At 47.6% G+C, this 24,766-nt stretch carries 17 protein-coding genes; 6 read left to right on the forward strand and 11 right to left on the reverse strand.

Going from position 1 to position 24,766, the window contains the following annotated elements; genetic code table 11:
• Positions 1 to 26: 26 nt before the first annotated feature.
• The 3 genes from K6Q96_RS24675 to K6Q96_RS24685 all read right to left on the reverse strand — a co-directional run bounded on the left by K6Q96_RS24675 (position 27) and on the right by K6Q96_RS24685 (position 4,074).
• The gene (locus tag K6Q96_RS24675) at positions 27 to 1,289 is read right to left on the reverse strand and encodes an ABC transporter substrate-binding protein (RefSeq protein ID WP_251881140.1); all 1,263 of its coding nucleotides are present in this window, start codon (positions 1,287 to 1,289) and stop codon (positions 27 to 29) included.
• A 29-nt stretch (positions 1,290 to 1,318) separates the two neighbouring features.
• The gene (locus tag K6Q96_RS24680; RefSeq protein ID WP_251882386.1) at positions 1,319 to 1,678 is read right to left on the reverse strand and encodes a hypothetical protein; all 360 of its coding nucleotides are present in this window, start codon (positions 1,676 to 1,678) and stop codon (positions 1,319 to 1,321) included.
• A 413-nt stretch (positions 1,679 to 2,091) separates the two neighbouring features.
• Positions 2,092 to 4,074, reverse strand: a complete 1,983-nt coding sequence (locus K6Q96_RS24685) for a replication initiator protein RctB domain-containing protein (protein WP_251881142.1) — start codon at positions 4,072 to 4,074, stop codon at positions 2,092 to 2,094.
• A gap of 1,340 nt (positions 4,075 to 5,414) precedes the next feature.
• Here K6Q96_RS24685 and K6Q96_RS24690 point away from each other — a divergent pair.
• The 6 genes from K6Q96_RS24690 to K6Q96_RS24715 all read left to right on the forward strand — a co-directional run bounded on the left by K6Q96_RS24690 (position 5,415) and on the right by K6Q96_RS24715 (position 13,058).
• A complete protein-coding gene (locus tag K6Q96_RS24690) occupies positions 5,415 to 6,623 on the forward strand; it encodes an AAA family ATPase (RefSeq protein ID WP_002542587.1) in 1,209 nt (402 codons plus the stop codon).
• A gap of 3 nt (positions 6,624 to 6,626) precedes the next feature.
• The gene (locus K6Q96_RS24695) at positions 6,627 to 7,595 is read left to right on the forward strand and encodes a ParB/RepB/Spo0J family partition protein (protein WP_251881144.1); all 969 of its coding nucleotides are present in this window, start codon (positions 6,627 to 6,629) and stop codon (positions 7,593 to 7,595) included.
• Positions 7,596 to 7,725: 130 nt separating this feature from the next.
• Positions 7,726 to 9,771, forward strand: coding sequence for a GNAT family N-acetyltransferase (locus K6Q96_RS24700; RefSeq protein ID WP_251881147.1), 2,046 nt, complete (start codon positions 7,726 to 7,728; stop codon positions 9,769 to 9,771).
• Between the two features lie 9 nt (positions 9,772 to 9,780).
• Positions 9,781 to 10,551, forward strand: coding sequence for a phosphatase (locus K6Q96_RS24705; RefSeq protein WP_251881149.1), 771 nt, complete (start codon positions 9,781 to 9,783; stop codon positions 10,549 to 10,551).
• Positions 10,552 to 10,725: 174 nt separating this feature from the next.
• Positions 10,726 to 11,109: a PilZ domain-containing protein gene (locus K6Q96_RS24710; protein ID WP_251881152.1), complete on the forward strand. Its 384-nt coding sequence runs from the start codon at positions 10,726 to 10,728 to the stop codon at positions 11,107 to 11,109.
• A gap of 284 nt (positions 11,110 to 11,393) precedes the next feature.
• A complete protein-coding gene (locus K6Q96_RS24715) occupies positions 11,394 to 13,058 on the forward strand; it encodes a flagellar assembly protein A (protein ID WP_251881154.1) in 1,665 nt (554 codons plus the stop codon).
• Between the two features lie 104 nt (positions 13,059 to 13,162).
• Here the strand turns inward: K6Q96_RS24715 and K6Q96_RS24720 are convergent, their stop codons facing one another.
• From K6Q96_RS24720 to K6Q96_RS24755, 8 genes are all read right to left on the reverse strand, one after another.
• Positions 13,163 to 15,280, reverse strand: a complete 2,118-nt coding sequence (locus K6Q96_RS24720) for a type I secretion system permease/ATPase (RefSeq protein WP_251881156.1) — start codon at positions 15,278 to 15,280, stop codon at positions 13,163 to 13,165.
• Entirely contained in the window at positions 15,273 to 17,204 is a 1,932-nt protein-coding gene (locus K6Q96_RS24725; protein WP_251881158.1) for a bifunctional diguanylate cyclase/phosphodiesterase, read from the reverse strand. The genes K6Q96_RS24720 and K6Q96_RS24725 overlap by 8 nt, the downstream gene beginning before the upstream one ends.
• 6 nt (positions 17,205 to 17,210) lie before the next feature.
• Complete coding sequence (locus K6Q96_RS24730) at positions 17,211 to 17,879, reverse strand: transglutaminase-like cysteine peptidase (RefSeq protein WP_062663311.1); 669 nt, start codon at positions 17,877 to 17,879, stop codon at positions 17,211 to 17,213.
• A gap of 16 nt (positions 17,880 to 17,895) precedes the next feature.
• Positions 17,896 to 18,486, reverse strand: a complete 591-nt coding sequence (locus K6Q96_RS24735; RefSeq protein ID WP_251881160.1) for an OmpA family protein — start codon at positions 18,484 to 18,486, stop codon at positions 17,896 to 17,898.
• Positions 18,487 to 18,489: 3 nt separating this feature from the next.
• A complete protein-coding gene (locus tag K6Q96_RS24740) occupies positions 18,490 to 19,809 on the reverse strand; it encodes a TolC family outer membrane protein (protein WP_251881162.1) in 1,320 nt (439 codons plus the stop codon).
• An 83-nt stretch (positions 19,810 to 19,892) separates the two neighbouring features.
• Positions 19,893 to 21,293 (reverse strand): HlyD family type I secretion periplasmic adaptor subunit, encoded by a 1,401-nt coding sequence (locus tag K6Q96_RS24745; protein WP_251881164.1) that lies wholly within the window; start codon positions 21,291 to 21,293, stop codon positions 19,893 to 19,895.
• 360 nt (positions 21,294 to 21,653) lie between these two features.
• Complete coding sequence (locus K6Q96_RS24750; RefSeq protein ID WP_251881166.1) at positions 21,654 to 22,961, reverse strand: sigma-54-dependent transcriptional regulator; 1,308 nt, start codon at positions 22,959 to 22,961, stop codon at positions 21,654 to 21,656.
• On the reverse strand, positions 22,958 to 24,766 hold the full coding sequence (locus K6Q96_RS24755; protein ID WP_251881168.1) for a sensor histidine kinase: 1,809 nt from the start codon (positions 24,764 to 24,766) through the stop codon (positions 22,958 to 22,960). The genes K6Q96_RS24750 and K6Q96_RS24755 overlap by 4 nt, the downstream gene beginning before the upstream one ends.

Below are 24,766 nucleotides of genomic sequence, written 5' to 3' on the forward strand. Positions count from 1 at the left end.
AGGGAGCATGACAGCCAGATCAACACTTACCAACGACCGTTGCGACTGATGCGCTTAAGATCTTTGTTGAGCTTGGTCAGCGCAGCATCCGCATCTTTGTTGCCGGAGAGCACGCTATGTGTTGCGTTCCAGAAGGCGTTAGAAACCTGATTGTACTTGGCACCGGTTGCCGTTGATGGACGCGGCGTACCATTAGCAAAGGTATTGTAGAGACTGCCAAAGAAAGGAACGGCAGTAAGCACCTCTTTGTCTTCGTACAAGGCTTCAATCGTAGGGTTATAAGAGCCTTTGATTGCGCGGCGTTTCTGCTCTTCAAAGGAGGTCAAGTGCATCACGAGATCTGCTGCAAGCTCGGGGTGTTCAGAATACTTTGACACCGCAAGTTGCCAGCCGCCAAGGGTACCGGCATGGCTGCCATCTTCCCCACCTTTAGGCAAGGCTACAACACCGATTTTCCCCTTCACCGGCGAATCTTCGCTGTTACCTAGCGACCAGGCATACGGCCAGTTACGCATGAAGACCGCATTTCCGGTCTGGAATACGCCGCGCGCTTCTTCTTCACCATAGTTCAGTACGCCCGGAGGAGAAATGGTGTCAACCCAGCCAGCCGCTGTGGTTAGCGCTTTCTTGGCGTTGTCATTATTAATGGTGATCTTGCCGTTTTCATCAACGATGGTGCCGCCGTTATAGGAGGCGACCCATTCCAGAGCATCGCAGGTCAGGCCTTCATAAGCACGGCCCTGCCAAACGAAGCCCCACATTTTGTCGTTGCCGGCTTCCCGCTCGCCTTTCTGGATTTTTTCAGCAGTCGACGTGAGCTGCTCCCAGGTTATCGGTGGCTGCTCACCATATTTTTCGAGAAGATCAGAACGGTAGTAAAGCACGCCTGCATCGGTGAACCATGGCATAGCCACCAGTCGATCTTTCACTGTGTTATTGGAAACGATCGACGGGAAGTGCGCCTCCTCAGCACCGTTAGAATACTCTTTCAAATCGATAAAGTGATTGCCAAGGATACCCGGCCAGATAACATCAATCTGAAACACATCGATGTCTTTAGCACCGGCGGCAAGCAGTTGCTGGTAAAGTGCCAAACGTTCAGTGGTAGAGTTGGGGGTAGTAACAATTTTTACCGTGTGGCCAGTTTCCTTCTCCCATGCGGAAACACCTTCCTGGCAAAGCTCCAGTTCCTGTCCGACAGCGCCACAGGAAATGGAAATGGTTTCTGCGTAAGCACTAACACTTAGCAAGCTTGAAGCAACAACGGCTCCGAAGATAGCACGTTTCATGGATAACTCCCTGTCATGTCACCCCGGTATTACCCGTGTTTTTCTCCCTGCCAGCGAGAGGTCGGCACTTCTAATTCATTTGGTTTAGCAGAAGGCGCGGCGTCATTGGTCGAAGAAAAATCTGGGTAGGATTTTCTGCCAATCAACCATCCAACGGGAACAGAAGTGTACAGTGAGTTATCAAGCAATACGCGCTGTGTCGTCGAAGTATCACCCTGCAAAAGGGCTTGCGCAGACCGCTCGGCAATTTTCAGGACCTGATGCCAGTTATCAAAACCATGCTTACGCGCAACCACATCCAGCGCCTGCATATGAGAACAATGAAGCTGACGTTTTTGTGATTTCGCCTGTCGCTTGAAAGCTTTGATGTCTGAGTCAGTCAGAATCATGGATGTCACTGTGTCCCTTAGGATCGTTGATCGGTGAAAATACGCACGCGACGGCCCACTCGTAGCCCGCATCCCTTCAGGGTGACAACCAATTTCTTAGAAGTATTTAAGGAAGTAGATATTGCGTTAGCTTTGCCATCGTGGGCGGCAAGCCGATATCTGCGGCTGATATTTAAACGCTATCACCGCGATTACATATTTGCAACATCTGGAAATGTGACTGTGCGTGCATTCCTGAACACTGCCGAAATGCTGGACAAAAAAAACGAGCCGGGAGGCTCGTCAAAGGGTTAGCAAATCAATGCATCGGGCGAACCCAGATGCCAATAGGACAAAGGTATCTATTCGTAAATAATCCTAGTAGATATCTGGGCTTGGCATGTCAGAATTTTGTCAATATAGAGTGAGTTTTTCTATACACCGGATGCAACTTCGTCCAAAACCGCAAGCACAGTGCTGTCTAAATGACCGTCATAAACTTGACGACAAACCTTGCGGCGAACCGCCAGGCCAGAGATCAGGCGCTCGATCGATAGGTGCTTGTCATCTTGTTGGCTGTTGTAAAACTCGATCGTTTTACTGAGTGTCTCATATGAGAGGATTTCGCCATCTACGCGTAAATAGTCCAGCTTATCCATGTAAGACTGGCATTCTTCCGCGATCGTCGCGGCCGGATGACCTGTCATGGCTGATAAAGCCGTTATCCCGCGCTGCATTGCTTCCTGTGATGTGTACTTGGATAAGGTGATCGTCAGTTCATCGGCATTGATTTCTACCAAGTGCTTACGCAGCTTCACACGACGTCCCAAACGACCGCCACGCTTTTCCTTACGCTGAATTGGTTCGAACTCCCCGTCAATAATCTCGGAAAGCTGATCAAGGTCCTGCTTAGGCAAGATCTCATTACGCAACGGGTTAGGCATGGTTGGTGCGAGAGATCGTTTACCTTCATTGTAAGTTTTGGCACGCGAGAAACGGATCACTTCATCGACGTTACACTTGATGTCAATGCGATAGTCCGGGTGCTTCTTGTCGTCATCCAGGCGATAGAGTGTGAGGTGATAACCGTAGAGATTAACGGCAAATACGCCATCTGCTACCGTTTCCTTCTTCGCCATCTTGCGAAGCTCTCGGATCAGATCACTCGAAAAACGGCGCCATTCGATGTTTCTCGCCATTTTCTGGTTCAGATCGCTCAATGTCATGGAATCTTCTAATCGACGCGACATACGGCTTCTGAAGAGGCTGTAAAGCTGGAATACCAGCGTATGCTGACGCAAGATCTCAGGCGGGAATAAGAAAAAGTAATCCCGGGTCATCAGTTCTTCAAAGAAAGAAGGCTCCCAAACCATGATGTAGAGGTTGGGTTTGATGCGGATCTCACCATCTTCCCCTTCTCTTGGCGCTTCTTCCGATGCTGTGATCGTGCGAGCGATAAAACGGAAGCGATCACTCTTGAAGCCTTCTGGCATGTTCTCACTCAGCCAACGGCCAGTCAGTTCATGCAGTTGAAAATCGGTAAACTCGATACGATCGATACTTTCACGAATGGAATCACGCGCCGGCCCACTGTCTTTTTTACCGCGCAAAGACAAGATATCCGTGATGTAAACGGGGGTTTTGTTACCCACTTTCTGGGTCTGTAATTCATAATTTGGCAGATGATGATCATGGTACTGCACTGTCAGCGTGAATAATGCAAACAGCGTCATCAGATCATCTACCGTCATGATCGACTTGGAAGATCGCGTTTCGATGATCGCCTTAGTACCACTTATCGCCACCATGGACTTCTGATAGCTTTTTTTGGTGCGTGGTGGTGCCAAAGCCTGGTCAATGATGCCTGCCCAGCTGGTGGGGGAAATCAAGATCTGATCCTTTTCATCTGGCATCATTGGAGGCGTTCCTAAACCATGCTCATGCAGTAACTGCTTGTTCACGTGGTTTTGTGCCAATGCCTTAGAACGCTTTTGCTTGGCGATCACTTTGGTTTTCTCGGATTGCAGTCCTGCGGAGCCCAAAACGGAAATCAGCTGGCTCGGGTTCACAAATCGGTGGAGCATAGTTTTACCCGCCAAGCCCTCTTCAAACCGAACACCCTGTTGCGTGAACAGGCCTATTTGAACCGCGGCACGTAAACGCTGCTGGATAGCGGCCCGTGTCAGTTGTCCGTCAGTTGCTTCAACAAGTTCGGTTGTGGAAACTAAACCGTCTTTTGAAGAGAAGCCACGTAGAGAGATAAGGTTTAGTAACTCAAGTATACTTTTAGTGACGCCTCTGAAGTGTTCATACTGAGGAAGCCAGTCAACCAGTTGGGCATGTACTTCAAACAAATGCCCGTCTTTGTGAGATCGAGGGGCTGTGATCAGGATTTTTTCAGAGGGACTTGAGGCCATTCGCCACAGCTCCTTGTTAAGCCAAAGTGTTATAAGAATACAGATGTCCGTAATTACGCCATCTTTCCGAAAAGATTAAAAGAAAAAATCAAAGAAAGAAAGATCTTTTTGTTGAGCCTTTTAAACTGATCTTTTTGATTTAAATAGATCTTATTGATTAGTTGATCTTATGATCCGAACGGAGTGAGTGGTTTAACTGTCTGTTTTATAATATATTAATTTTAACTCGATCCGAAACGATGATCAGGGCAAGCATGGAAAGATGATCAATAATGTATTGAAAGCATGATCATTATAAGGCCGAAACGATGATCATCAGAACACTGAAAACGTGATCATCGAACCCTCAAAAGCATGATCATGGTACTTTCACAACTTATCCACAGTCGTTTTATCGCGTCCTTCGATAACACAACGCTTTTAGCCTCTAAACTCCGCATTTCTTCTTGGAAAGATGATCAGGGAAGTGCCTTTTCAATATTTTTCCGTGCTGTTCTTGGCCTTCCACACGTATGCTGAGCACCAAACATACTGGGTATCTGTTCAGTTGAACTGACACTAGACGTATTTTAGCCGTTCCTATATATGTGTCCGGTAATCGAAACGATGATCAAGTGAGTGTTTGTGCATTTTGAATGAGAGTGGGTTGCGCCCTGATGCTTTCCATTTAAGGCTTAACGTCATTGATTTTTTGGACAACGCCAGTATTGAAAAGGCATCAGCCGTAATTTGGCGCTATGTTGTCATCGTTCCGGTGCTTCCTCCTTATGATCAATACACTGGCTGTTACTTGATCATCTTTTCGAAAAATGATGATCCAATCATCCTGCTATTTGGCGAATTATTCCTCTGTTTTTCACCTTGATCATTTTTCCTAATCAGTGGTTTGCGGTAGAAAGCATGATCAAGGATGACGAGAAGATTTACATCTTTCCAATAACGTTTCCGTCTTCAACTTGATCATGCTTCCGAAACGATGATCAAGAAGAGATGAGATAGCGTGACTCTATTGCCCAGTATGAAGTATTCAATCTGAAATCTATGAACACTAATGTTGAAATAACACCTGCCGTAATTTGGACGTCTCTTTTCAGCGTTCCGGTGTTTTTCTCTTCTTTTGCTTTTTATTTCTAGTTTACATTGTAAAAAGGTGACACTGTAACACTTAAAATCTGAATGTTCAGGCCTGTCATAAGTCACAATTTATTTGTGCGATTTTTCATCATCTTGACATAAAGTGAGCAAGATCTTAATTATTTTGCAGTATGTTCAGCTATTTATTGTGCGTGACGTATTTTGCTGTACAATTTGTTTAATTCTCTTTTATGGCGAAAAGAAAAATGAATAGGGAAAAGACAATAGAAAACCTGCAAACTATTGCAGAGCAAACCAAGCAGGTTCAAGCAGACCGTATTGAAATCGTGATGGAGGAGCGTCACGATCAACTGTTCCCACCGATGTCAAAAGCATTGATGGAAACACGTTCAGGTTTGACACGTCGTAAATTGGATGAAGCCATCGGCCGTATGGAAGAGTCTGGCCATCAGTTCACTAAAAATAACGCTAACCACTACTCCATCACACTGGATGAAGCTCATCAGATCATGGAAGCCGCTAAAATCCCTGCTTTCCATGAAGGCAAGGGCGCGGGCTATAAACCTTGGGTTATCAACATCCAAAACCAGAAGGGTGGTACCGGTAAGTCAATGAGTGCCGTTCATATGGCTGCGTGCATGGCGCTGAACCTTGAAAAGCGCTACCGCATCTGTCTGATTGACCTGGACCCACAAGGTTCGCTTCGTCTTTTCCTGAACCCTCAAATCAGTATTACCGAGCAGGAAGGCATCTATTCTGCGGTTGATGTGATGTTAGACAATACGCCACAGACACCAGATAAAGAATTCATGATGAAGAACGTGCTGCTTCCGACGCAGTACCCTAACCTGAAAACCATCGCGGCTTTCCCTGAAGATGCCATGTTTAATGCCGAAGCTTGGCAAAGCCTAGCTACCAATGGCTCTCTGGATATTGTTCAATTGCTGAAAGAGAAAGTGATCGATGTCATTGCTGATGAGTTTGACGTCATCATGATTGATACTGGTCCACATATTGACCCGCTGGTCTGGAATGCTATGTATGCCTCAAATGCGCTGCTGATCCCATGTGCAGCAAAGCGTCTGGACTGGGCTTCTACCGTTAACTTCTTCCAGCATTTGCCAACTGTGTACGAAATGTTCCCCGAGGATTGGCCGGGTCTTGAGTTTGTCCGCCTGGTGCCTACTATGTTTGAAGATGACAACAAGAAGCAGGTCTCGGTGCTCACAGAAATGAACTATCTGCTTGGTGATCAGGTGATGATGGCGACGATTCCACGTAGCCGTGCATTTGAAACCTGTGCCGATACTTACAGCACAGTATTTGATCTCACTGCCCAAGACTTTGAAGGCGGTAAAAAGACCTTATCAACGGCGCAGGAAGCGGTTCATCGTGCCGGGCTGGAGCTGGAGCGGGTGCTTCACAGTCATTGGTCACAGCGAAATCAGGAGTGATAAATGGCCATTAAAACGTCAGAACTGAATGCGCGTCTGTTTGGTAAAGCGGATAAACGTCGTGCTACCTCCGCACAGGAAGCGCAGAAAGCCGCTTCTGATAAAGCAGCGGTGATCGAACTTTCTGTTGCCGGTGAAGCCATTGTGGAATTTGAACTGGTGCGCGTGGCAGCAGGGGATGTCGCTAAACGCACATCCGTGTTCTCGGAAAATGCCCGTGAGCAATCTTTCCTCAATGAACTCGCCCTACAAGATATTCTCACCACATTGAAAGATCGCGGTCAGCAATATCCTGCTGTCGGTCGTTGGCTGGAAGGCGATAAGATTGAAGTGCTGGACGGTAGCCGCCGTCGTATGTCTTGTATCATTGCCAAGCAGGACTTCCTGATTTATGTCGCTAAAGGCATCAACAGTAAGCACGCAAAATTTCTTTCGGATGTGGCGAATGCGCACAAACCTTTGTCGCTATATGAGCGCGGCAAAGAGATGCAAGCCATGCTAGATCGTGGAGATGTGCTTGATCAAAAAGAATTGGCAAAGGTGTGTCAGTGCAGCGAAGCTTTGGTGAGTGGTGCTTTGAAAGCGGCAGCGCTTCCTTTGTCACTGTTGCAAGCTTATCCAAGCGTTGCTGAGCTGGGTCGTCCAACGATCGTTAAGTTGCACAAGCTTTACTTCTCTTTGACGGATGACGAGAAAGTGGCCCTGGATGCGAAGTTCGAAGGGAGTCCAATTTGGCAAACCGTTGATGCCACTGGTGTTAGTCGTATTACCCGTGAAGTGACACTGGTTCTTGAGCAATGGTGTGATTCACTCAAACCTAAGGTGACAAAACCTGAGGCTCCCTCTATTGATTTGATTAAAGGTCGCGCTAGCTACCGCCGCAAAGGCGATGCTATTTCGATTAATCTTAAGAAACTCAACGATGAAGATGCGGATGCCATTCTGGCATTTATAAAATCCATATTAGCTTGATCTGACCACTTAAAACGCGCCACTCGGCGCGTTTTTTTTATGCCTACTTAGATCGCCGATATTTTAAGTCTCTCTCCACGATCGTATTTCCGTTATCATTGTTAGGTACTCATTGATAGACGAAAAGACTGTGATTACGTACCCTCTTGAATTGCTACAGACACTGAAAGACAAGGCTAGATTAGGCTTTGTTCGATATCCCGTTTTTGTTTCCGGTGACGATGCTTTTTTAAAGAGCATGATTTCTGCCACCGACGTTGAATCAGTCATAAGTGATGAGCTGGAGGGTGATAACGTTCTCCCATGGAACAAAGCCCGTCAATTACTCGGGAAGGAATCCGGGTCATTGGCGCTAGACCTTCGAACAGGCTTGGACGTCGATAAGCTCTGCGCAGCGGCTGGTTGTATTAAAGGCGGTGCCTTACTTGTTCTGATTGTGGACGAAAACAGACGCCAGGAAAGCCGTTTCTATCAGCGCTTCCTTCGCTTTGGACAGCACTCGGCAGCGGCGTTTATTCGTCAGCACGGTGAATCGTCTTTGCCGACGATGGACGTGATTGAAGTGAGAGGAGAACGGATTGATAGGGAAGCTGGTACAACCCAATCCCAACAATCTGCCATTGAAGCGATTAAGAGAGTGTTGAGCGGTCACCGTCGTCGTCCTGTTCTTCTTGTCGCAGACCGAGGCCGCGGAAAGTCATCTGCCATGGGCATTGCTGCTGCTGAATTGATGTGCCAATCTAACAAAAAGATTGCCGTGACTTCTCCACGCTTTTCGAATGTTGAAACCTTATTTACTCATGCTGCGGCCAGGGGCGTTTTATCAAAGAAAGGGCGTCTTTCGCTAACAGCAGATAATGGTAGCGAGCTCTTCTTTGTAGCGCCTGATGCTTTGTTGAGGGATGAACCTTCTTTTGACCTTCTCCTTGTTGACGAAGCGGCAGCGATTCCCCTTGCAATGTTGTCGAAAGTGCTTAGGGTCTACAGCAGGGTTGTATTTTCGTCTACCGAGCACGGCTATGAAGGAACAGGGCGCGCCTTCAGTACCCGATTCCGAGCCATGCTTAATGAAGAGGCTAAAGGCTGGCGCGAAGTCAGTCTGACTGAGCCCGTGCGCTGGGCCGATAGTGATCCTTTGGAAGCTTGGCTGTTTAGCGCCTTTTTATTCGATGCCGAGCCTTCAACACCTGTAACCTCTGACGCCGCTATCACCATAAAGGCTATTGACCCAAAAACACTCCCCAATGACGAAGTTGTGCTAACGCAGCTGTTTTCTCTTTTGGTAACGGCGCATTATCAAACATCTCCCAATGATTTAGTGCAGCTTTTAGATGGGCAAGGACTTCGCTTACTCGGCGCATATTGTGGTGAAGTTTTGGTTGGGGCGCTATTGGCATCGAAAGAAGGTGGCTTCGAGCGCGAGCTAGCTGAGGCAGTCGTTGAAGGAAAGCGCCGTATTAAAGGTCATCTTCTTGCCCAGAGCCTTGCCGCTCATACGGGTAACGACGCTGTGTTGGCTGATCCCCTACTTAGGATTGTCCGTATCGCAGTGTTGCCAGCATTTCGTAAAAAAGGTATTGGGAGGCAATTAGTCAGAGCATTGGAAACAGTGGCCGATCTAGAAAATATTAACGTAGTAGGAACCAGCTTCGGTGCAAACAGTGAACTTTGGCGATTCTGGTCTTCGTTGGGGTACCTGCCTTTGCGCTTAGGGGTTCAACGGGATGCTGCTAGTGGTACTTACTCACTTCAGCTGGGTAAAGCAATTCAACGGAAACCTGATTGGTTTGATTCTCTACAAGCGTTGCTCTATCTCAACTTGAATTACCAGTTAGCAGAACAGTTTTTTGACATGGAAACTGAATTGGTCGCCGAGCTGTTAACTGACTCGAACGCGGCTATCGCTCCTTCTCCCGCTGCACTTCATCAGGTCAGCCTTTTTGCTCAAGGCAACCTGGGATACGATTTAGTCACTGGAAGCTTATGGCAGTGGTTTATTCATTGGCTTGCCACAAAAAGTACACAGAATGCAGTAGATGAAATGTGTTCGTTAATGATCGCCCGACTTCTTCAACGCCAGTCATGGTCGACTGTCTCTGTGAAATACGGCTTTCGCGGACGTAAAGACACAGAAGCCGCAATGCGTGATTGGACTCGCCAGCAGTTGCCCAAATAAGGATATGCAATGAAACTTGTCGCTGATACCCACACTCACACTGTTGCCAGTGGTCATGCTTACAGCACAATTATGGAGAATGCAGTGCAGGCAAAATCTGCTGGTCTAAGCTATCTCTGTGTGACTGACCACGCCAGCACCATGCCAGGGGCACCTCATCATTGGCACTTCGTTAACCAACGTGTGATCCCCGACTTTCTCAGCGGTGTCCGTATTGTTCGCGGTGTTGAGGCAAACATCATGAATTCTAATGGCGATCTAGATATGCCGGCTTACGTGTACGCCAGTATGGAGTGGGTTAATGCCAGCTTACATGAAGCGGTTTTTCGTGCCCAAACTGAAGAAGCACATACGCAAGCGATGATTGGTGCGATGGAAACTCAACTGATTGATGCTATTGCTCATCCAGGTAACCCAAACTATCCAATAGATGCAGAAGCTGTCGTCACAGCAGCAGCTAAACACGGTGTTGCCATTGAGCTCAATAATTCTTCATTGAATGGCTCTCGTAAAGGGAGCGAGCCATACTGTTTGTCCATTGCAGCATTGGCGAAAGAAAAGGGCGCGTTTGTTACAACAGGGTCTGATGCGCATTTCGCCATAGACATTGGCAACCTCTCTAGTGTACTTACCATGATAAAAAAGGTGGGACTTTCTGAAGAACAGGTCATCACCTCAAGTTCTGATCGCTTTCAATCTTTCCAAGGTTATCGATTTGCAGTTCGAAAGAAACGTGTCGAAGAGCTCTCTCGAAAAAGCGTAAATTTACACTGTAAATGAACATGGAAGTTTGCAGAGAATTGGATAAGAATTATCTAACATTCAATACATCCAATTTGTTGAATCATAAATATACTTTTATCTCTTATGTGTAGAGGAAAAAGGTGCTATTACGACTGTGCGTAGTTAGCTATCGCAGGTCAAGGGAAAAGCATTTGTCGGGGAGGCAGTACAATGAATGATTACGAAAAGTTCTGCGATACCCTGATTGCAAAGTCAGGGGGAGAAAATGAGTGCAAACGCTTTCAAGCGAGAATAGAACTTGGTACCGGGGGGATCCTCGCGCGTTTGTATGCCACTTCTTCCCCGATGCTTGAGAGCGAAGAAGAAGGCTTCGGACATCCTGTTGTTATTCACGATATCAGTCGCAGTGGTATGGCATTACTTACGATGGAAAGTATTGATTTAGAAGCAAATTATTTTCTTAAGGTCGTTGATATTCCTTCCCTGAAAGGGACATTGATCTACTGTAATGATCAGCCCGATGGTAAGTTTCGCTATGGATTCTGTTTGGATGAATGGCTTTCTGATGAAGAACACCAAAAGCTATCGCCCTAGAGATGGATTAAGTTAACTTCCTGATTTAAAAGCACACTGAATAGATGTGCTTTTTTGTATTTCACAACCTTGGACTAAACTTTGTTGTGAGGGGAGCATAATAGTCAAAACTCTCTATAATTCATTTATATGACACGCGTATCTTAAATGAGTCGGTGGTCAATAATTAAATGAGATCTGATTCTAACTTGAGTGTTGTGGTGTTTCTTTCGAAGTGTCTCATCTATGTAGAATACGAATGTGACATTCGTTCGTAGTTTTAGTGTATTTATTTAGGGGATTACATGCTGCAACAGCTTTTGCGGCTATCTAACGATGGTCGCAGGGTCTACATGACTGTGGTACCTAAGGCAGACCAAGACGCGCCCCATATCGAAAAAAAGCACATTGTTGATTGGCTGGTACAACATAAAGTAGCCAGCTTTTTCCGCTTTGAAGAAACCATTGAAGCGGTGCTTGTGAAAATCAATGCTTCCAACGACGAGTGGAAGGGGGAGCCGGACGATGTTGTTGTCGCTGAACGCCGAGATGCTTCGGTCAGCGCGCGTTTTGACGACGAAAAAATGACAGCCTTCCTTCGTGTCAATGGTGCCTGTGGCGGCAATCCCATTAAGGGCAACGATCTCCTTGCTGCGCTCAAAGCGTCTCAGATCGTGCGTGGCGTAAAGAAACAAACCTTGCAGAAACTCCTTACCGCGTCCGCGCGCTTAAAACCTGGTGAGTACCTCGAAGTGCCTATCGCCAGTGGAAAATGGCCTATCCCTGGTGAAGATTCCAAGCTTGCTTACCTTGTTCAAGACAGTAAATCCCGTGTACTCCGCCCGCAAGAGCGCGAGGACGGTACCGTCGATATGCGTGATTTGGGCAAAATGATCACGGTTCAGGAAGGTCAGCCGCTTGCGAAACGAATCCCGCCGACAAAAGGGATCGAAGGATTCCGTGTGACGGGGGAAATCCTTCCAACGACTCCCGGTAGTGACGTTCCATTAAGACTTTATCCAGGCAGTAAATTCAGCAATAACGATGAGAATGTGATTGTCGCAGAAGTGGCTGGATTACCAATCCTGCAACCGGATGGTGTCGAAGTCGACAATGCTTTGTGCATGAAGGCGGTAACTGTGGCTACTGGCCATGTTGATTTTGAAGGCAGTGTGGTGATTAACGGTGACGTTAACGCCGGTATGAAAGTGAACGCTACTGGTTCAATTACCGTTGGTGGTGTCGTGGAGTCAGCAACATTAACAGCTGGCGGTGACATCATTATTCACAATGGCATTCTTGGAAGGCAGGTTCAGTCTGAACAGGAAATTACCACCAGCTTGAAAGCTAAAGGGTCAGTGGTTGCTAAATTCGCACAGTATGCGCGTATCGAAGCCAAAGGCGACATCAACATTAGCCAGCACGCGATGCATTGCCGCACCTTCACTGAAAACCACTTGGTTGTGTGTGATGATAACAAACGTACGGGTACCTTGACTGGTGGTACACATGTTGCGCAGTGTGGTGTCAGAGCAGTCACCCTAGGGGCAGCATCTGGTGTTCACACAAATGTTCACGCATTTACTGGCCTCAGTGAATTAATGGAAGACACGATTAACCTATCGAAAGAGCTAGATCATGAACATGAACAGCTTATGAAGATAAAAGACGCTGAGATGAAGCTACTGCAACAGCCCGCGAACAAGCGCCCTGAGGAGCTAATAGAACGCTTGGCGTGGACTAAAACACACCACTTTGAGCGTATCGCTCAGATCAAGGCAAAGATGGAGCATAGCTCCTCTGAGCTCAGCTCGCTATATCGCCGTTACGTGATTGAAGTTTACAAAAATTGCTTTCCTGGTGTTTACTGCCAGATAGGAGATACCTCAATTAATCTGGTCAATGAGTACGGGGCATGTAAATTTGTCACCAACGGAAAAGAAGTCACCATTGAAAAATCTTCCTCCTAACGTTTCCCTTAAATACAGGTTACCGTCATTTACACTGTAAAGTGACAGGTATAAAAAAAGCACCGTTGAGGTGCTTTTCTTTTGCTTAAAAGGGCTGGCTTGTATCAGCCTACCTTCTGAACTTTTCCATCTTTCAAAGCCTGCAATACAGCCAGTTTTGGCCCATCTGCCACGATGCTTCCTTGTTCGACCACTATGATACGGTCAACGACATCCAGCATACCGGTTTTGTGTGTATTGATGATCAGTGTCTCGTCGCGACGAAGCGATGACATTTGCTGCTTAATATACTGCTCAGAGCGATTATCCATTGCACTGGTCGGCTCATCCATTAAAAGCACTGGTGGGCGGCCAAGCATTGCACGGGCAATCGCGATGGACTGACGTTGTCCACCTGACAGCTGGTTGCCTCCTTCACCGACCTGGCGCTCAAGACCTGCCGGGTCGCGCTGCGTAAACGTCGTGACTCCGGAGCGGTTAGCGGCATCCAGAATATCGCGATCGTCTGCCAATGGACGTCCCAAAGTGATGTTGTCGCGGATGGATCCGAAGAACAGAATAGGGTCTTGCGGTACGCAGCCTATATTACGTCGTATATCTATGTTATGGATTTGGCTGATGTCGGTCTCATCGATACGTACAGAGCCTTCCGTCGGACGATACAGACCCATTAGTAGTCTGCTAAGAGTTGTCTTGCCTGAACCGATACGTCCGATGATAGCCACTTTCTCTCCAGGAAGGATAGTGAAAGAAATATCACGGAGTGCTGCCATTTCTGAATTGGGGTAGTTAAAGTTCACGCGATCGAACTCAATCTTGCCACGGATGATAGGGCGGTGAATGTAGCGTTTCCCTTCTTCCTGTTCGGATGGCATGTCCATTAGTTGACTGATGATCTCCATCGCTGATTTAGCCTGATTGTAGCGCGTTGAAAGCAGTGATAGCTGAACCATGGGGCCTACGGCGCGGGAGCTCAACATGGTAGCGGCTATCAATCCACCCATGGTCAGGTCACCCGCTGAAATCAGATAAACACCAAATACTATCATTGCAACATTCACAAACTGCTGGATAAAGCCTGCGGCGTTTTGAACGGAATCGGTAAGACGGCGAGTTTTGATACCCCAGTTCGCCATATGTGCGACCGCTTCTTCCCAGCGGTATTGGAACTGGCTTTCTGCACCAAATAGCTTGATGGTTTCCAAGCCAGCTAGACTTTCAATCAGATTGGCGTTTTTCTGAGAAGAGAGGCGGGAGCCCTCTTCAATGGTGTGACGTAGTGGCTTTTGGATGATGGCTGCGTGGATCATCAGAATCAGCACGGCGGCGATAGGGACGATGACCAATGGTCCTGCCACAATCCAGATGATAAACAGGAAGAAGAAGGCAAAAGGTAAATCAATCAATGCGGAGACAGATGCAGAGGTAAAGAAATCCCTTATGGATTCGAATTCCTGCATGTGGCGCGCGAAAGCACCGACGGAGGGCGGTCGTGCCTCCATACGTATGCCCATGACCTTCTCGAAAATCCGCGACGAGATCAGTAAGTCAGACTTCTTTCCCGAAATATCGATGAAGTAACTTCGCAACATCTTGAGTACAAGATCGAAAATGAAGATGACGAAGACACCCGTGGCCAAAACCCAAAGGGAGTCGAACGCCAAATTAGGTACGATTTTGTCGTAAACCAGACGGGAGAAAAGTGGGGTAGCGATAGCAAAAGTATTGATAAAAATGGAAGCTATCAGCACATCGCGGTAAATCGAACGCGACTCCCAAAGCGTGCTCCAAAACCAGTGGCCTTGTCGCTCTTTGAGAATCTCCGGAGAGCGCTCATCGTAGCGAAAGTGTTTTTTCAGTAAGAAAACTCGCCCAAGGTAGTCTTCTTCCAGTTCGCTGATAGGGCGGACTGCAGGCGTAGTATCGGTGAGCGGCTCAACCACTTCCGCTTCACCGGTTTCGTGGTTAATGCTCTGAAGCACACATGCCTGATTGTCTTTGAGCAATAAAACACAAGGACAGAGCATGGGAGACAAGTCTTTGAGTGCCTGTCGGCTCTCTTTAGCATCAATTCCCGCCCGCTCTGCAGCGCGAGGAAATAGAAACGGGGAAAGGAATCCGTCAGAAATTGGCAGGCCGGATACCAGAGCATCCGGCGAATTTGATTGGCCGAAGTATCGACTGACGTAAACCAAAGATTGCAGCAGGGGGTCTTTAACCATGATTCTCTGATTTCTTCTCGAAAATAAAGCCCTGGAAGCCATTTACGAACAACTCTGACAGCTTGTTGAGCTGAGCTTCCGTTTCTACACGTGTTGCGATCGTCGTTATGTTCAGGTTGTGTGCCGTACGACATATTGAGGCTAGCACATGGCTCTGTGACTCGTCGTCGAGATTACTGGTGTAAGCAAAATCAATCTTCACATATGAAGGCTTGAATTTGTTGAGGTAATCCAGCGATTGGAAGTTACGGCCATAGTTGTCGACACCAAATCCGAAGTTAAATCGGTGTGCTTGCTCGGTCAGTAAGCTGACGTGATCCGGGAAGCGGACGAACACACTTTCTGGTAATTCAAAGAACAGTCGACCAGCCATGTTGCGGTGCTTTTGCATGGTCGTCGTAAGCCAGCGAATGAAGGACGCATTGGTGACACTATTCTGAGTCAGGTTGATAGCAACCGGGCCAAGGTTTGCGTCGTCACTCAGGCGTTGAATCATGTGGCTTACCACGTAGCGGTCAAACGATTCGCCGAGGTCTAACTGCTCCACAGCTCCGAGGAAGTGCGCTGCGCCGTAATAGTCGTCACCTTTTTCAATCGCAGAAAAGACTTCCTGATGGATGACAGTTTGGTCGCTGGTCGAAGCCGATTGGAGTTTGAACTTGAACCAGTCGTGAGCCATGGCATCTAGTATGAGTGATTTCCACTGTTGTTTACCCATTGACGCATCATTGTCGGTCTGGTCAATCATAGAAATCGGATGATTTGGCGTATTGCGTGCTTGGGTCAGGGCATTGTCCGCCTGCGCTAGCAGCACGCTGGCATCTCTGTTATCAGTACTATTTACGGCAAGACCGATCGCCAACCTCGGTGGTGTAATCCCCATTGGGTCATGCTGCATATCGTTGACAATCGCCATGATGCTCTCACCGATGATTTGCAGATCTTCACCTGTGCTATTTGGCGCCAGCACCACAAACTCATCTTTGGAGATACGCGACGCCGTGCAATCAGCATCAGTGAGGGTGGTGTTCAGTTTCTTGGCAAACTGACCAACAATGGTGTCACCTTGGGCAAAACCCTGATTGCGATAGGTGTCGGTGATCAGATCAACTTTCACCATCACCAGGCCACCAACAGCGGATTCGGCAAGCCAAGATTTAAGTTGACCGACGAAGAAGCTTCGGTTGCCCAAACCTGACACTGTGTCGCGGAAAGCGTGTTCGCGCAAGCGGTCCGCTTCTTTAGCTTGTTGTTCAAAATAAGCTTCAAGCTGGCTGCTCATTTGGTTAATGGCACGTACCACGGTTTTGAGTTCGCGGGTTGGTGGTAGTGGAATTGGGTCACCAAATTTGTTGCGGGCAATTTCTTTTGCTCGGTTAGTAATGGTGTCGAGCGGACGAAGAGAGCGGCTAAGCTGAACCGCAATAATCAACATGGCAATCACGAACAGAATACCAATCCAGATACCGAGCTGGATGGTGGAACGCCACATTTCCTTGTAAGCATAACCAGGGTGCGAGACGACAGTCACCTCGGCTAGCTGAAGCCATCCACTGGTAAATGTGCGCTCTTCGGTGATCACAGGGAAGAGGTCAAGACTGGTATACCAATTGGGTACCCCTTCCACACGTATTGGATATTCTCGAACAATTTCACTGCCATCAGAAAGCATTTTAAGGCGCACTTCCTGATAAAAACCGCCGTCAAACAGTGCGTTGATCACTGATTCTACGGCGACTTTATCATCGTCTTCAAGATAAGGCGCGAGGGCTAGGCCCATCGAGTTAATGGTATTATTTACCTCAGCCGATTGCTGAGTCAGCAGAAAATTACGAGTGGTGTTTAGCTCAATACCTGTTACTGCCAGAATCAGCAGGAAGAATATCGCCAACATCCATGTAAATAATTGCCGGTATAAAGTCATAGACGTTTACCCATCATAGTTTTTGATCGGTCTGTTCAGCTTCACAGACCCCATGCGCGCCCGGAGATCGTTCCACAATCCCAGTCGCGATGATTTGCCTGCAAGCTCACCTTTACCGCGTTCTTTCATGAGCCATAGCCTGCTACCGTTGAAGCTGTAAACAGGCAGGAGGTCTCTTCGCTTTGAGGCCTTTTTAATTTCTGGGTCAATGTTATCCAGTAGAACTGGCTCGGAGGAAGCAGTAGGATAGTAAGCAACAACCATGTGGAATTGATTGAGTTTGATGGCTTTAACGTAAACCAGACGAAGCTTTTTATCGTCAATGCCAAGCTCACGAAGGGTGAAGTATTTTGCGATGCTGAAATCTTCACAATCCCCCGCTGCGCTACCAAGAAACTCCAATGGTGTTGCCCAATAGTCCTTCTTTCCCCACAAATCGATATCATTCACAAAATAGAGCTGATTGAAGAAGTTGTTTACTGCTTCGAGTTTTTGGGTTTCTGAGAGATCGGCGGATTCCGCGACCACATTACGCCATGCCGCGACCCGCTTTCCCGCTCTTTCGCCGTAAAACGATGCTACTTTGTTGATCCACTGTGTGTCTGTTCCATTCAGCGCGAATGTTACAATAGACGGCAACAGGAACATGAGAAACAAGGTGGCCTGTTTTCGCATCAGGCAACCTCAGCTGCTATTGTTCCCGTTGGGTAAAGATGGTCCATGCTTCCTTGATTTCCCCTTTGAATCCTTTAACGCGGCCCACAACACGGCGGTTCACAAGTTGTGTGGTTTCCGTGTTGTCAGCCAGCATAAGATCGCCTTCACCCAGGCCTACAATGGTGAGACGATCTACTGGAACGCCTCTTTCTATGAGCTGTGCTTGAACTGCTTTGGCACGTTGAACAGACAGGTTTCTATTGTAGTCATCTGACCCAAGAGAACTTGTATGTCCTTGAAGTTCTAGAAAGGTTTCGGGATAAAGCTTAAGGAATCCAGCCATTTTGTCCAGTGCTTCACGGTAAGCGGGCTCTACATTTGCAGAGTCGTTTGCAAACTGAATTCTTAGTGAATTATCACTTTCAAGCAAAAGGTATGTTGGACATCCGTCATTGTCGATGATCGCCACACCTGGTGTGTCATCACATAAATCCCGTGCGTTGATCACACCATCACTATCATCATCCAATAAATCGGAACGTTGTTCAGCAAGAGGCGGCTCATCAGCGGAGATAGAACAACCGCTAATGGCAAGAAAGCTGCTGAGAAGCAAAACGTATTTCATGGGTTAACCTTCTTTTTCTATAACTGGTTCAAGCCATTCCTCCGGTACATCGACACGCAGTGCATCCAGCAGGGTGCCCATGCTGTTGAGTACACGGTATTTGGCCGTGATATTTGCGTAGTGCGCGTCGAGATATGATCGCCTTGCCTCAAAGAGCTCATTTTCGGTATTGAGCAGATCCAATAAGGTTCTGCGTCCAATCTTGAACTGCTTTTCGTAAGCGATAACGGTTTCAGACGCCGCATCCACGTGTTGTGCAAGGTACTTCTTTTGTTGCTCTGTTAGCTGGTACGCACTCCAGGCTAGACGCGTACTCTCCCCTAAAAGTCGCGATGCGTTGTCCAGAATGTCTTTGGACTTACTAAGTTGATACGCACTGCGACGAACATTGGCAGCGTCTGTGCCGCCGTTATATAGATTGAAACGAAGGCGCAGCATGGCGCTGAGTTCGTTGACTTCATCTTCGACACCGCCGGCCTCTTCGCTCCAGCTTTGACTGGCTTCAAAGGTCAATGATGGATACATGTTGCCTTTGTTTTGGTGGTACTGAGCGCGCGCTGCATCAATATCATAGGTCGCCAGTTTGACTACCGGATTGGTTGCAAAAGCCACTTCTATCGCTTCAGCTTGAGATTGCGGCAGATAGAGCTCATCCACTTCCGGGTCGACAGGATCTTTTAGTTCGACGCCGACAATGCGAATAAATCCAGTTCTCGCATCATCCAAATTACTTCTCGCTGCCAACATATTAGTGATAGAACGAGCTACACGAGCCTGAACCTGTGATAGGTCAGCGGTGGAACCAATGCCCGATTCTGCTCGGCGTTGAATGTCTGCGAGCATCTTTTCGTGCACTTCCACATTGGCTTCTGACAGCGATACGAGCTGCTGAGCGAGAATAACGGCAACATAGGACTCAGTGACTGCCAGCGATTTGTCCTGCGCGTCGGAAAGTAGCTGATAGCGCTGTGCCTCGGCTTCAAATTCATTGCGGTCAATGTTATCGCCGGTCTGACTGTCCCATATAAGTTGCGTCAGGCTAATATTGGCATCTTTCCGGTTGAAATCTTTGTCGCCGCTCGCCTGTGTGGAGGAGTTGTCAATACGCTCGAAGCCATAACCTACATTGAGGTTAATGTCTGGCAGGTATTCACCCACAGCGGCTTCGATGCTTTCACGATTACTCATGAAATCATTAAACGCACTTTTCAGTTCTGGATCCGTGGCAATGGTAGTGGCAACGGCCTGTTCTAAAGACATCGACCATGCGGGTGCACATAGTGAGCTGATAGCAGAAGCAATCAAAAGCTTTTTCCAGTTCAAAATACATCCCCCTATAAAAGGCAGCATTTAGCACAAATTATTGTTATATATAAGCTTTATTGTTGTGCTGGGTAATGAGAGCTTTACTCTCTGAGTGCAGACTTCTGCGCTTGTAGTATTGGTTTTAGAAGGTAGTCCAGCACACTTCGCTTACCGGTGATGATGTCAGCTGAAGCGGTCATTCCCGGTATAATCGGAAGCTCTTTCCCGTCACCCAAGTTATTGGCTTCGGTGCGTATTTTTACAAGATAGAAGCTATTCCCTTCTTCATCCTGAATGGTGTCAGCACTGATGGTTTCCAAAATGCCAGTTAGACCGCCATAGACAGTGAAATCGTATGCGCTGAATTTCACGATAGCTTCAAGCCCTGGACGAAGAAAGGCGATGTCCTGCGGTGCGATTTTCGCTTCGATAAGCAGGTTGTCTTCACTAGGGACAATTTCAACCAAGTCCATACCGGGTTGGATCACGCCACCAACTGTATTGACGTGAAGCTTCTTGATGGTGCCGTCAACCGGGCTGACCACCACGGTACGCTCAACGCGGTCTGCCAGAGTGACACGGGTTTCTGTCATTGCCAGAAGCTTATCTTCCACATCGTTAAGGCGTTCCTGCTGTTCGCCGCGAAACTTCAACGCAACGTCAACATGTTTAAAAACAGCTTCTTGAAGTGCAGATGTGATAGAGGGCAGTGACAACTCAGCAGAGGACAGCTCACGTTTGGTGTCATTGACTTGACGCTGAAGCTTCAATAAGTCGATTTGTGGCACTACACCTTCATCAGCGAGGGGTTTGGTGATGTTGTATTCCTCACGGGCATAGTTGTAACTCTGGCGAAGGTTTTGGACCCTTGCACGGGTTTCAATCAGTTCCTGTTGCTTCTGACGAATTTGCTGGGAAGTTACAGACAACTGGTTTTGCAGGTTGTTGAGTTTCTCTCGGTATTCCGCACGCTGTCGCGATACCACTGAGCGGTGTTCGTCTATAAAATCCGGGTTAAATTTAAGCTCGGCGCGATCAATAGACACGGCTCCTTGCCAGGCATCAACATCAACTTCTGGGTTCACAACGACCGAGTCCACCAGCGTTTTGAGCATAACTGCATCGCCCTGAAGGCTGGTTAGTTCCTGAATGCGCTCGCGAAAATCGGAGCGGAACATGGTGTCATCGATAAGCAGCAACTGCTGACCCTGTTCAACAATGTCACCTTCACGCACCAATAGTTCTTTTACTAATCCTCCCTCCAGGTTTTGCACCACCTGGAGTTGGGAGGAAGGGATGACTTTACCCTGACCGACGGTCACTTTGTCGAGTTCGGCAAAAGCTGCCCAAACCGCGCTGATTGAAATAAAGAGCGCAATAACCCACAGCAGGACACGTGCACTTTTGGGTGTAGACAGCAAAAGTGCAGCAGTTTTGTCATCGATATAGTCGAGGTGCTCACTGGCTGGCAGCTTGGATCCCGATTTATTTGGTTTTGTCATTGTTATGCCGGCTAAAAAATCTAAAAAAGACAAAAAGGGTAGCAGACCAGAAAAGCCAACACTCCCCAATAAAAGAGTAGTTTATCTAAGAGATTCTCACTAATCGGGAACAGTGTAACGAGATTGAGTAAAGGGCAGTTTCTCATGAACGAGAAACTAAAGAGTATTCCGTAACTTAGGCACAGCGGGGCATCCATGGGAAGTGACTGCTTCAGTTGATGTTTGGAAATTTTCTTAAAAAAATCGAAAAAAGGCTAGTTTAGGCGGTATCGAGCTGTGAAATTTTCCTGACTTTTGGGAGAGTTGGGTGCAGGATTGCATATTGTAAAAGACAGCCATTCAATGGTGGTGGCTGTCTGTTTAGACTTTGAAATTTTGCTTGTCCAGATTGTGCTTTTTGAGTTTTTCATAAAGCGTCTTTCTTGCAAGTCCTAACTCATTCTGCACTTCTTTCAGCATGCCGTTATGTCTGTTGAGGGCGTCGAACAATATCGCTCGCTCTACTTTCAAAATACGATCAGCCAAAGTGTCATGTTCCTTTTCATGATCTGTCTCTCCGCCATTCGTTAGGCATTGTTCTCCCATCAGAACCCAGCGTTCCGAATACGCTTGAAGTTCCCGAACATTGCCTTTCCAAGAGTGTTGTAGCAGTTTGTCCTTGTGCTCTGCATCCAATTTGGGTGGTGCGACACCGAAGCGAGATGCGGTGGTACGCAGGAAGTTTTGACACAGGGTGACCACATCTTCACTGCGATCCCTCAGTGGAGGGAAGACGAGTGTGGTTGCTGAGAGCTTCTGAAATAAAGCGGCATTAAAGTGCCCTTGTGCGATGCTGCTGGTGAGGTCAACACGGGTAGATGCAATGATGCGCGGTCGTTCGGCAGAATCTGTTAGCGCGGCGAGCTTTTCTTGAACATTGAGTGGCAGGGCTTCAATGCCATCAAGAAACAGTGTTCCCTTATCTGTGGCAGCAATCTTACTATTTTTGTAACTTGGCAATGTGGCATAAGCCGGTTGTTCAGAGCCAAACAACTCCATGGACATCAGCGCTTCAGGTATCTGCCTACACTTCATTCCGATAAAAGGTTCGTCCTGGCGGGTTCCTTGATCGTGGATAAAGCGGGCGGCGAGCTCCTTCCCAGTGCCACGTTCCCCTTGCAGCAATACATCACCGTCTTGATCTTTGAGGTGGAAAATAGACCGTCTGAGCTGCTTGACAGAGTCTGCATTTCCCAAAATCCGCGGGCCAGGTGCACTTTGGGTTTCAAGTTGTCGTTTTAACTCGCGGTTTTCCATCACCAGTTGGCGTTTATCAATACCCCGTTTGAGTACATCTAGAAGGTGCTCTGTCGAGAAGGGTTTTTCCAGAAAATCGTAAGCGCCTTGGCGCATGGCAGAAACCGCCGTAGAGATATCGCCGTGCCCTGTCAGCATGACAATAGAGAGTTCATGATCAACTTCCAAGGCTTTTTCCAGAAAAACCATACCATCCATTTGCGGCATATTGATGTCTGAAATTATTACGCCTTCAAATGCGGCACTGAGTTGCTCTAGCGCATCTTTGGCATTTGCAAAAGCACGCGAATGAAAACCCTCAATATCGAGAGTCTGGCTCAGCGCATCACGGATAGTGCGCTCATCATCAATGATCCATATTTCCGGTGTCACTGCGGGTTATCTCCATCGTAAAGACGTTGAAGGGTGATGGTGAACTCAGCGCCACCCGTTGGATGGTCACTGATTTGAAGGCTGCCGCCAAATTCTTCAACTATACGTCGGCAAATCGTCAGCCCCAGTCCGAGCCCCTCTTTTTTGGTGGTGTAGAAGGGTGAGAAGATATGCTTCTTGGTGTCGTTATCAACGCCTGGTCCATTATCCCAAACGTGGATAGATACGCGTTCTAGAAACGTTTCCACTTTAATACCTATTTCTGGCGACGGTGTATTGGTCACTGCCTGCGAAGCATTGTTCAGAAGGTTCAAGATCACCTGCTCAAGTTGCACGGTATCAGCGTTAACCATCAAGCCTTTCTCTGGCATGTAGCATGCGATTTGTATGCCTTTCTTGATAAAACTTGCAGCAGAGAGTTTTAGTGATGCTGTGATGGCATCATCTAATGAGGTACGTGCTTTACCTTCAAAGTTTTGTTTCCGGGCGAAGATCTTAAGGCGAGCAACGATGTCCGCCACCATTCCGATCAGCGAATTCAGTTGTTTCAGGTTACCTTTGACCGAGTCATAGCGTTCCTTTTCCAACAGCTTAATGCTGTTTTCGGTAAAAGTACGCATGGCAGCCAGTGGCTGGTTGATCTCATGGTTAATGCTGGCAGAGAGCTCGCCGAGCATGGCGAGCTTAGCTGCTTGTATCAACTCATTTTCCGTCTGCCTTAGCGCTTTTTCTGTGTCCTCGTATTGCTGGATACTCCGACGTAACTTGGTGTTCGTTTCCTCAAGCGTTGCCGTGCGCGACGCAACCTTCTGCTCCAGCTTGTCATTTAGCCTTGTAAGTTTGCGTTGGGTTTTGACGGTCTGTAACCAGGCGGTCAGTACTAAGACCAACAGCGCGTAGAACGTAGCGAAAATCAGGACAGATTGCGTCACGATAGGCCATGTGGTGCTGGTGGGAATAAAGCCATATATCCGCCAGCCTTCCTTGCCGAGATCAGTATTAAAAACAAGCATGCGCTCGCGATCTTTATTGGTTAGACCAAGATAGAGAACTTGTTGTGCCTCAATTTTTTCAAGAGCATCTAGTCGGGTTAACTGACTTAATGCTGAGTCGCCATAGCGTCTGGAAGCTCGGATCTCCTCTTTTTGCGCGTCAGTGAGGATAGAGAGAGATTGGTACAGCCATTCGTCGCGTGAGCTGTAGAATACGACGCCAGCGGGATCGGCAATGAGGTAATCAAACTTTTGTTTATCCCAGATACTGTCGATAATGGAAAGGTCTACCTTCAGGGTAAGCACACCAATGATTGCGTCACCATCCCAAACAGGGTAAGAAAAATAATACCCCCGCTTCGCAGACACTGCGCCCAGCGCATAATATTGTCCTTTTTGACCTTCAATCGCCTGTTGGAAGTACGGACGGTAGTTATAATTGTGTCCGACGAAGCTTTGAGGCTCGGCAGCATTACTGGCTGCCAGCGCGAGACCATTTCTGTCCATCAGGTAGATCACATCACTGGCTAGCCGTGCATTCCAGTTACTCAACAAAAGATTGGTCTCTTTGAGTAATCTTTTACTCTTAGGCACACGTAGAAGACGTTTCAATCTCGGGTCGGCTGAGAGCACAACTGGAATTTCGCTGTAACGGGCGAGCTCGGCGGAAAGCTTGTCTTGTAATTGAGTGACGTCGTAATCAATGTCGTCATTGAAGCGTTTTTCGACCGAAGAATAGGTGAAGAAGCCAACCATCACGGTTAGTAACACACCGATAGCAATGATCGAAGAGATGAGTAGACGTCGGCGCAT

Origin of the sequence: Grimontia kaedaensis, assembly GCF_023746615.1 — a bacterium.
GTDB classification, from domain to species: domain Bacteria; phylum Pseudomonadota; class Gammaproteobacteria; order Enterobacterales; family Vibrionaceae; genus Enterovibrio; species Enterovibrio kaedaensis.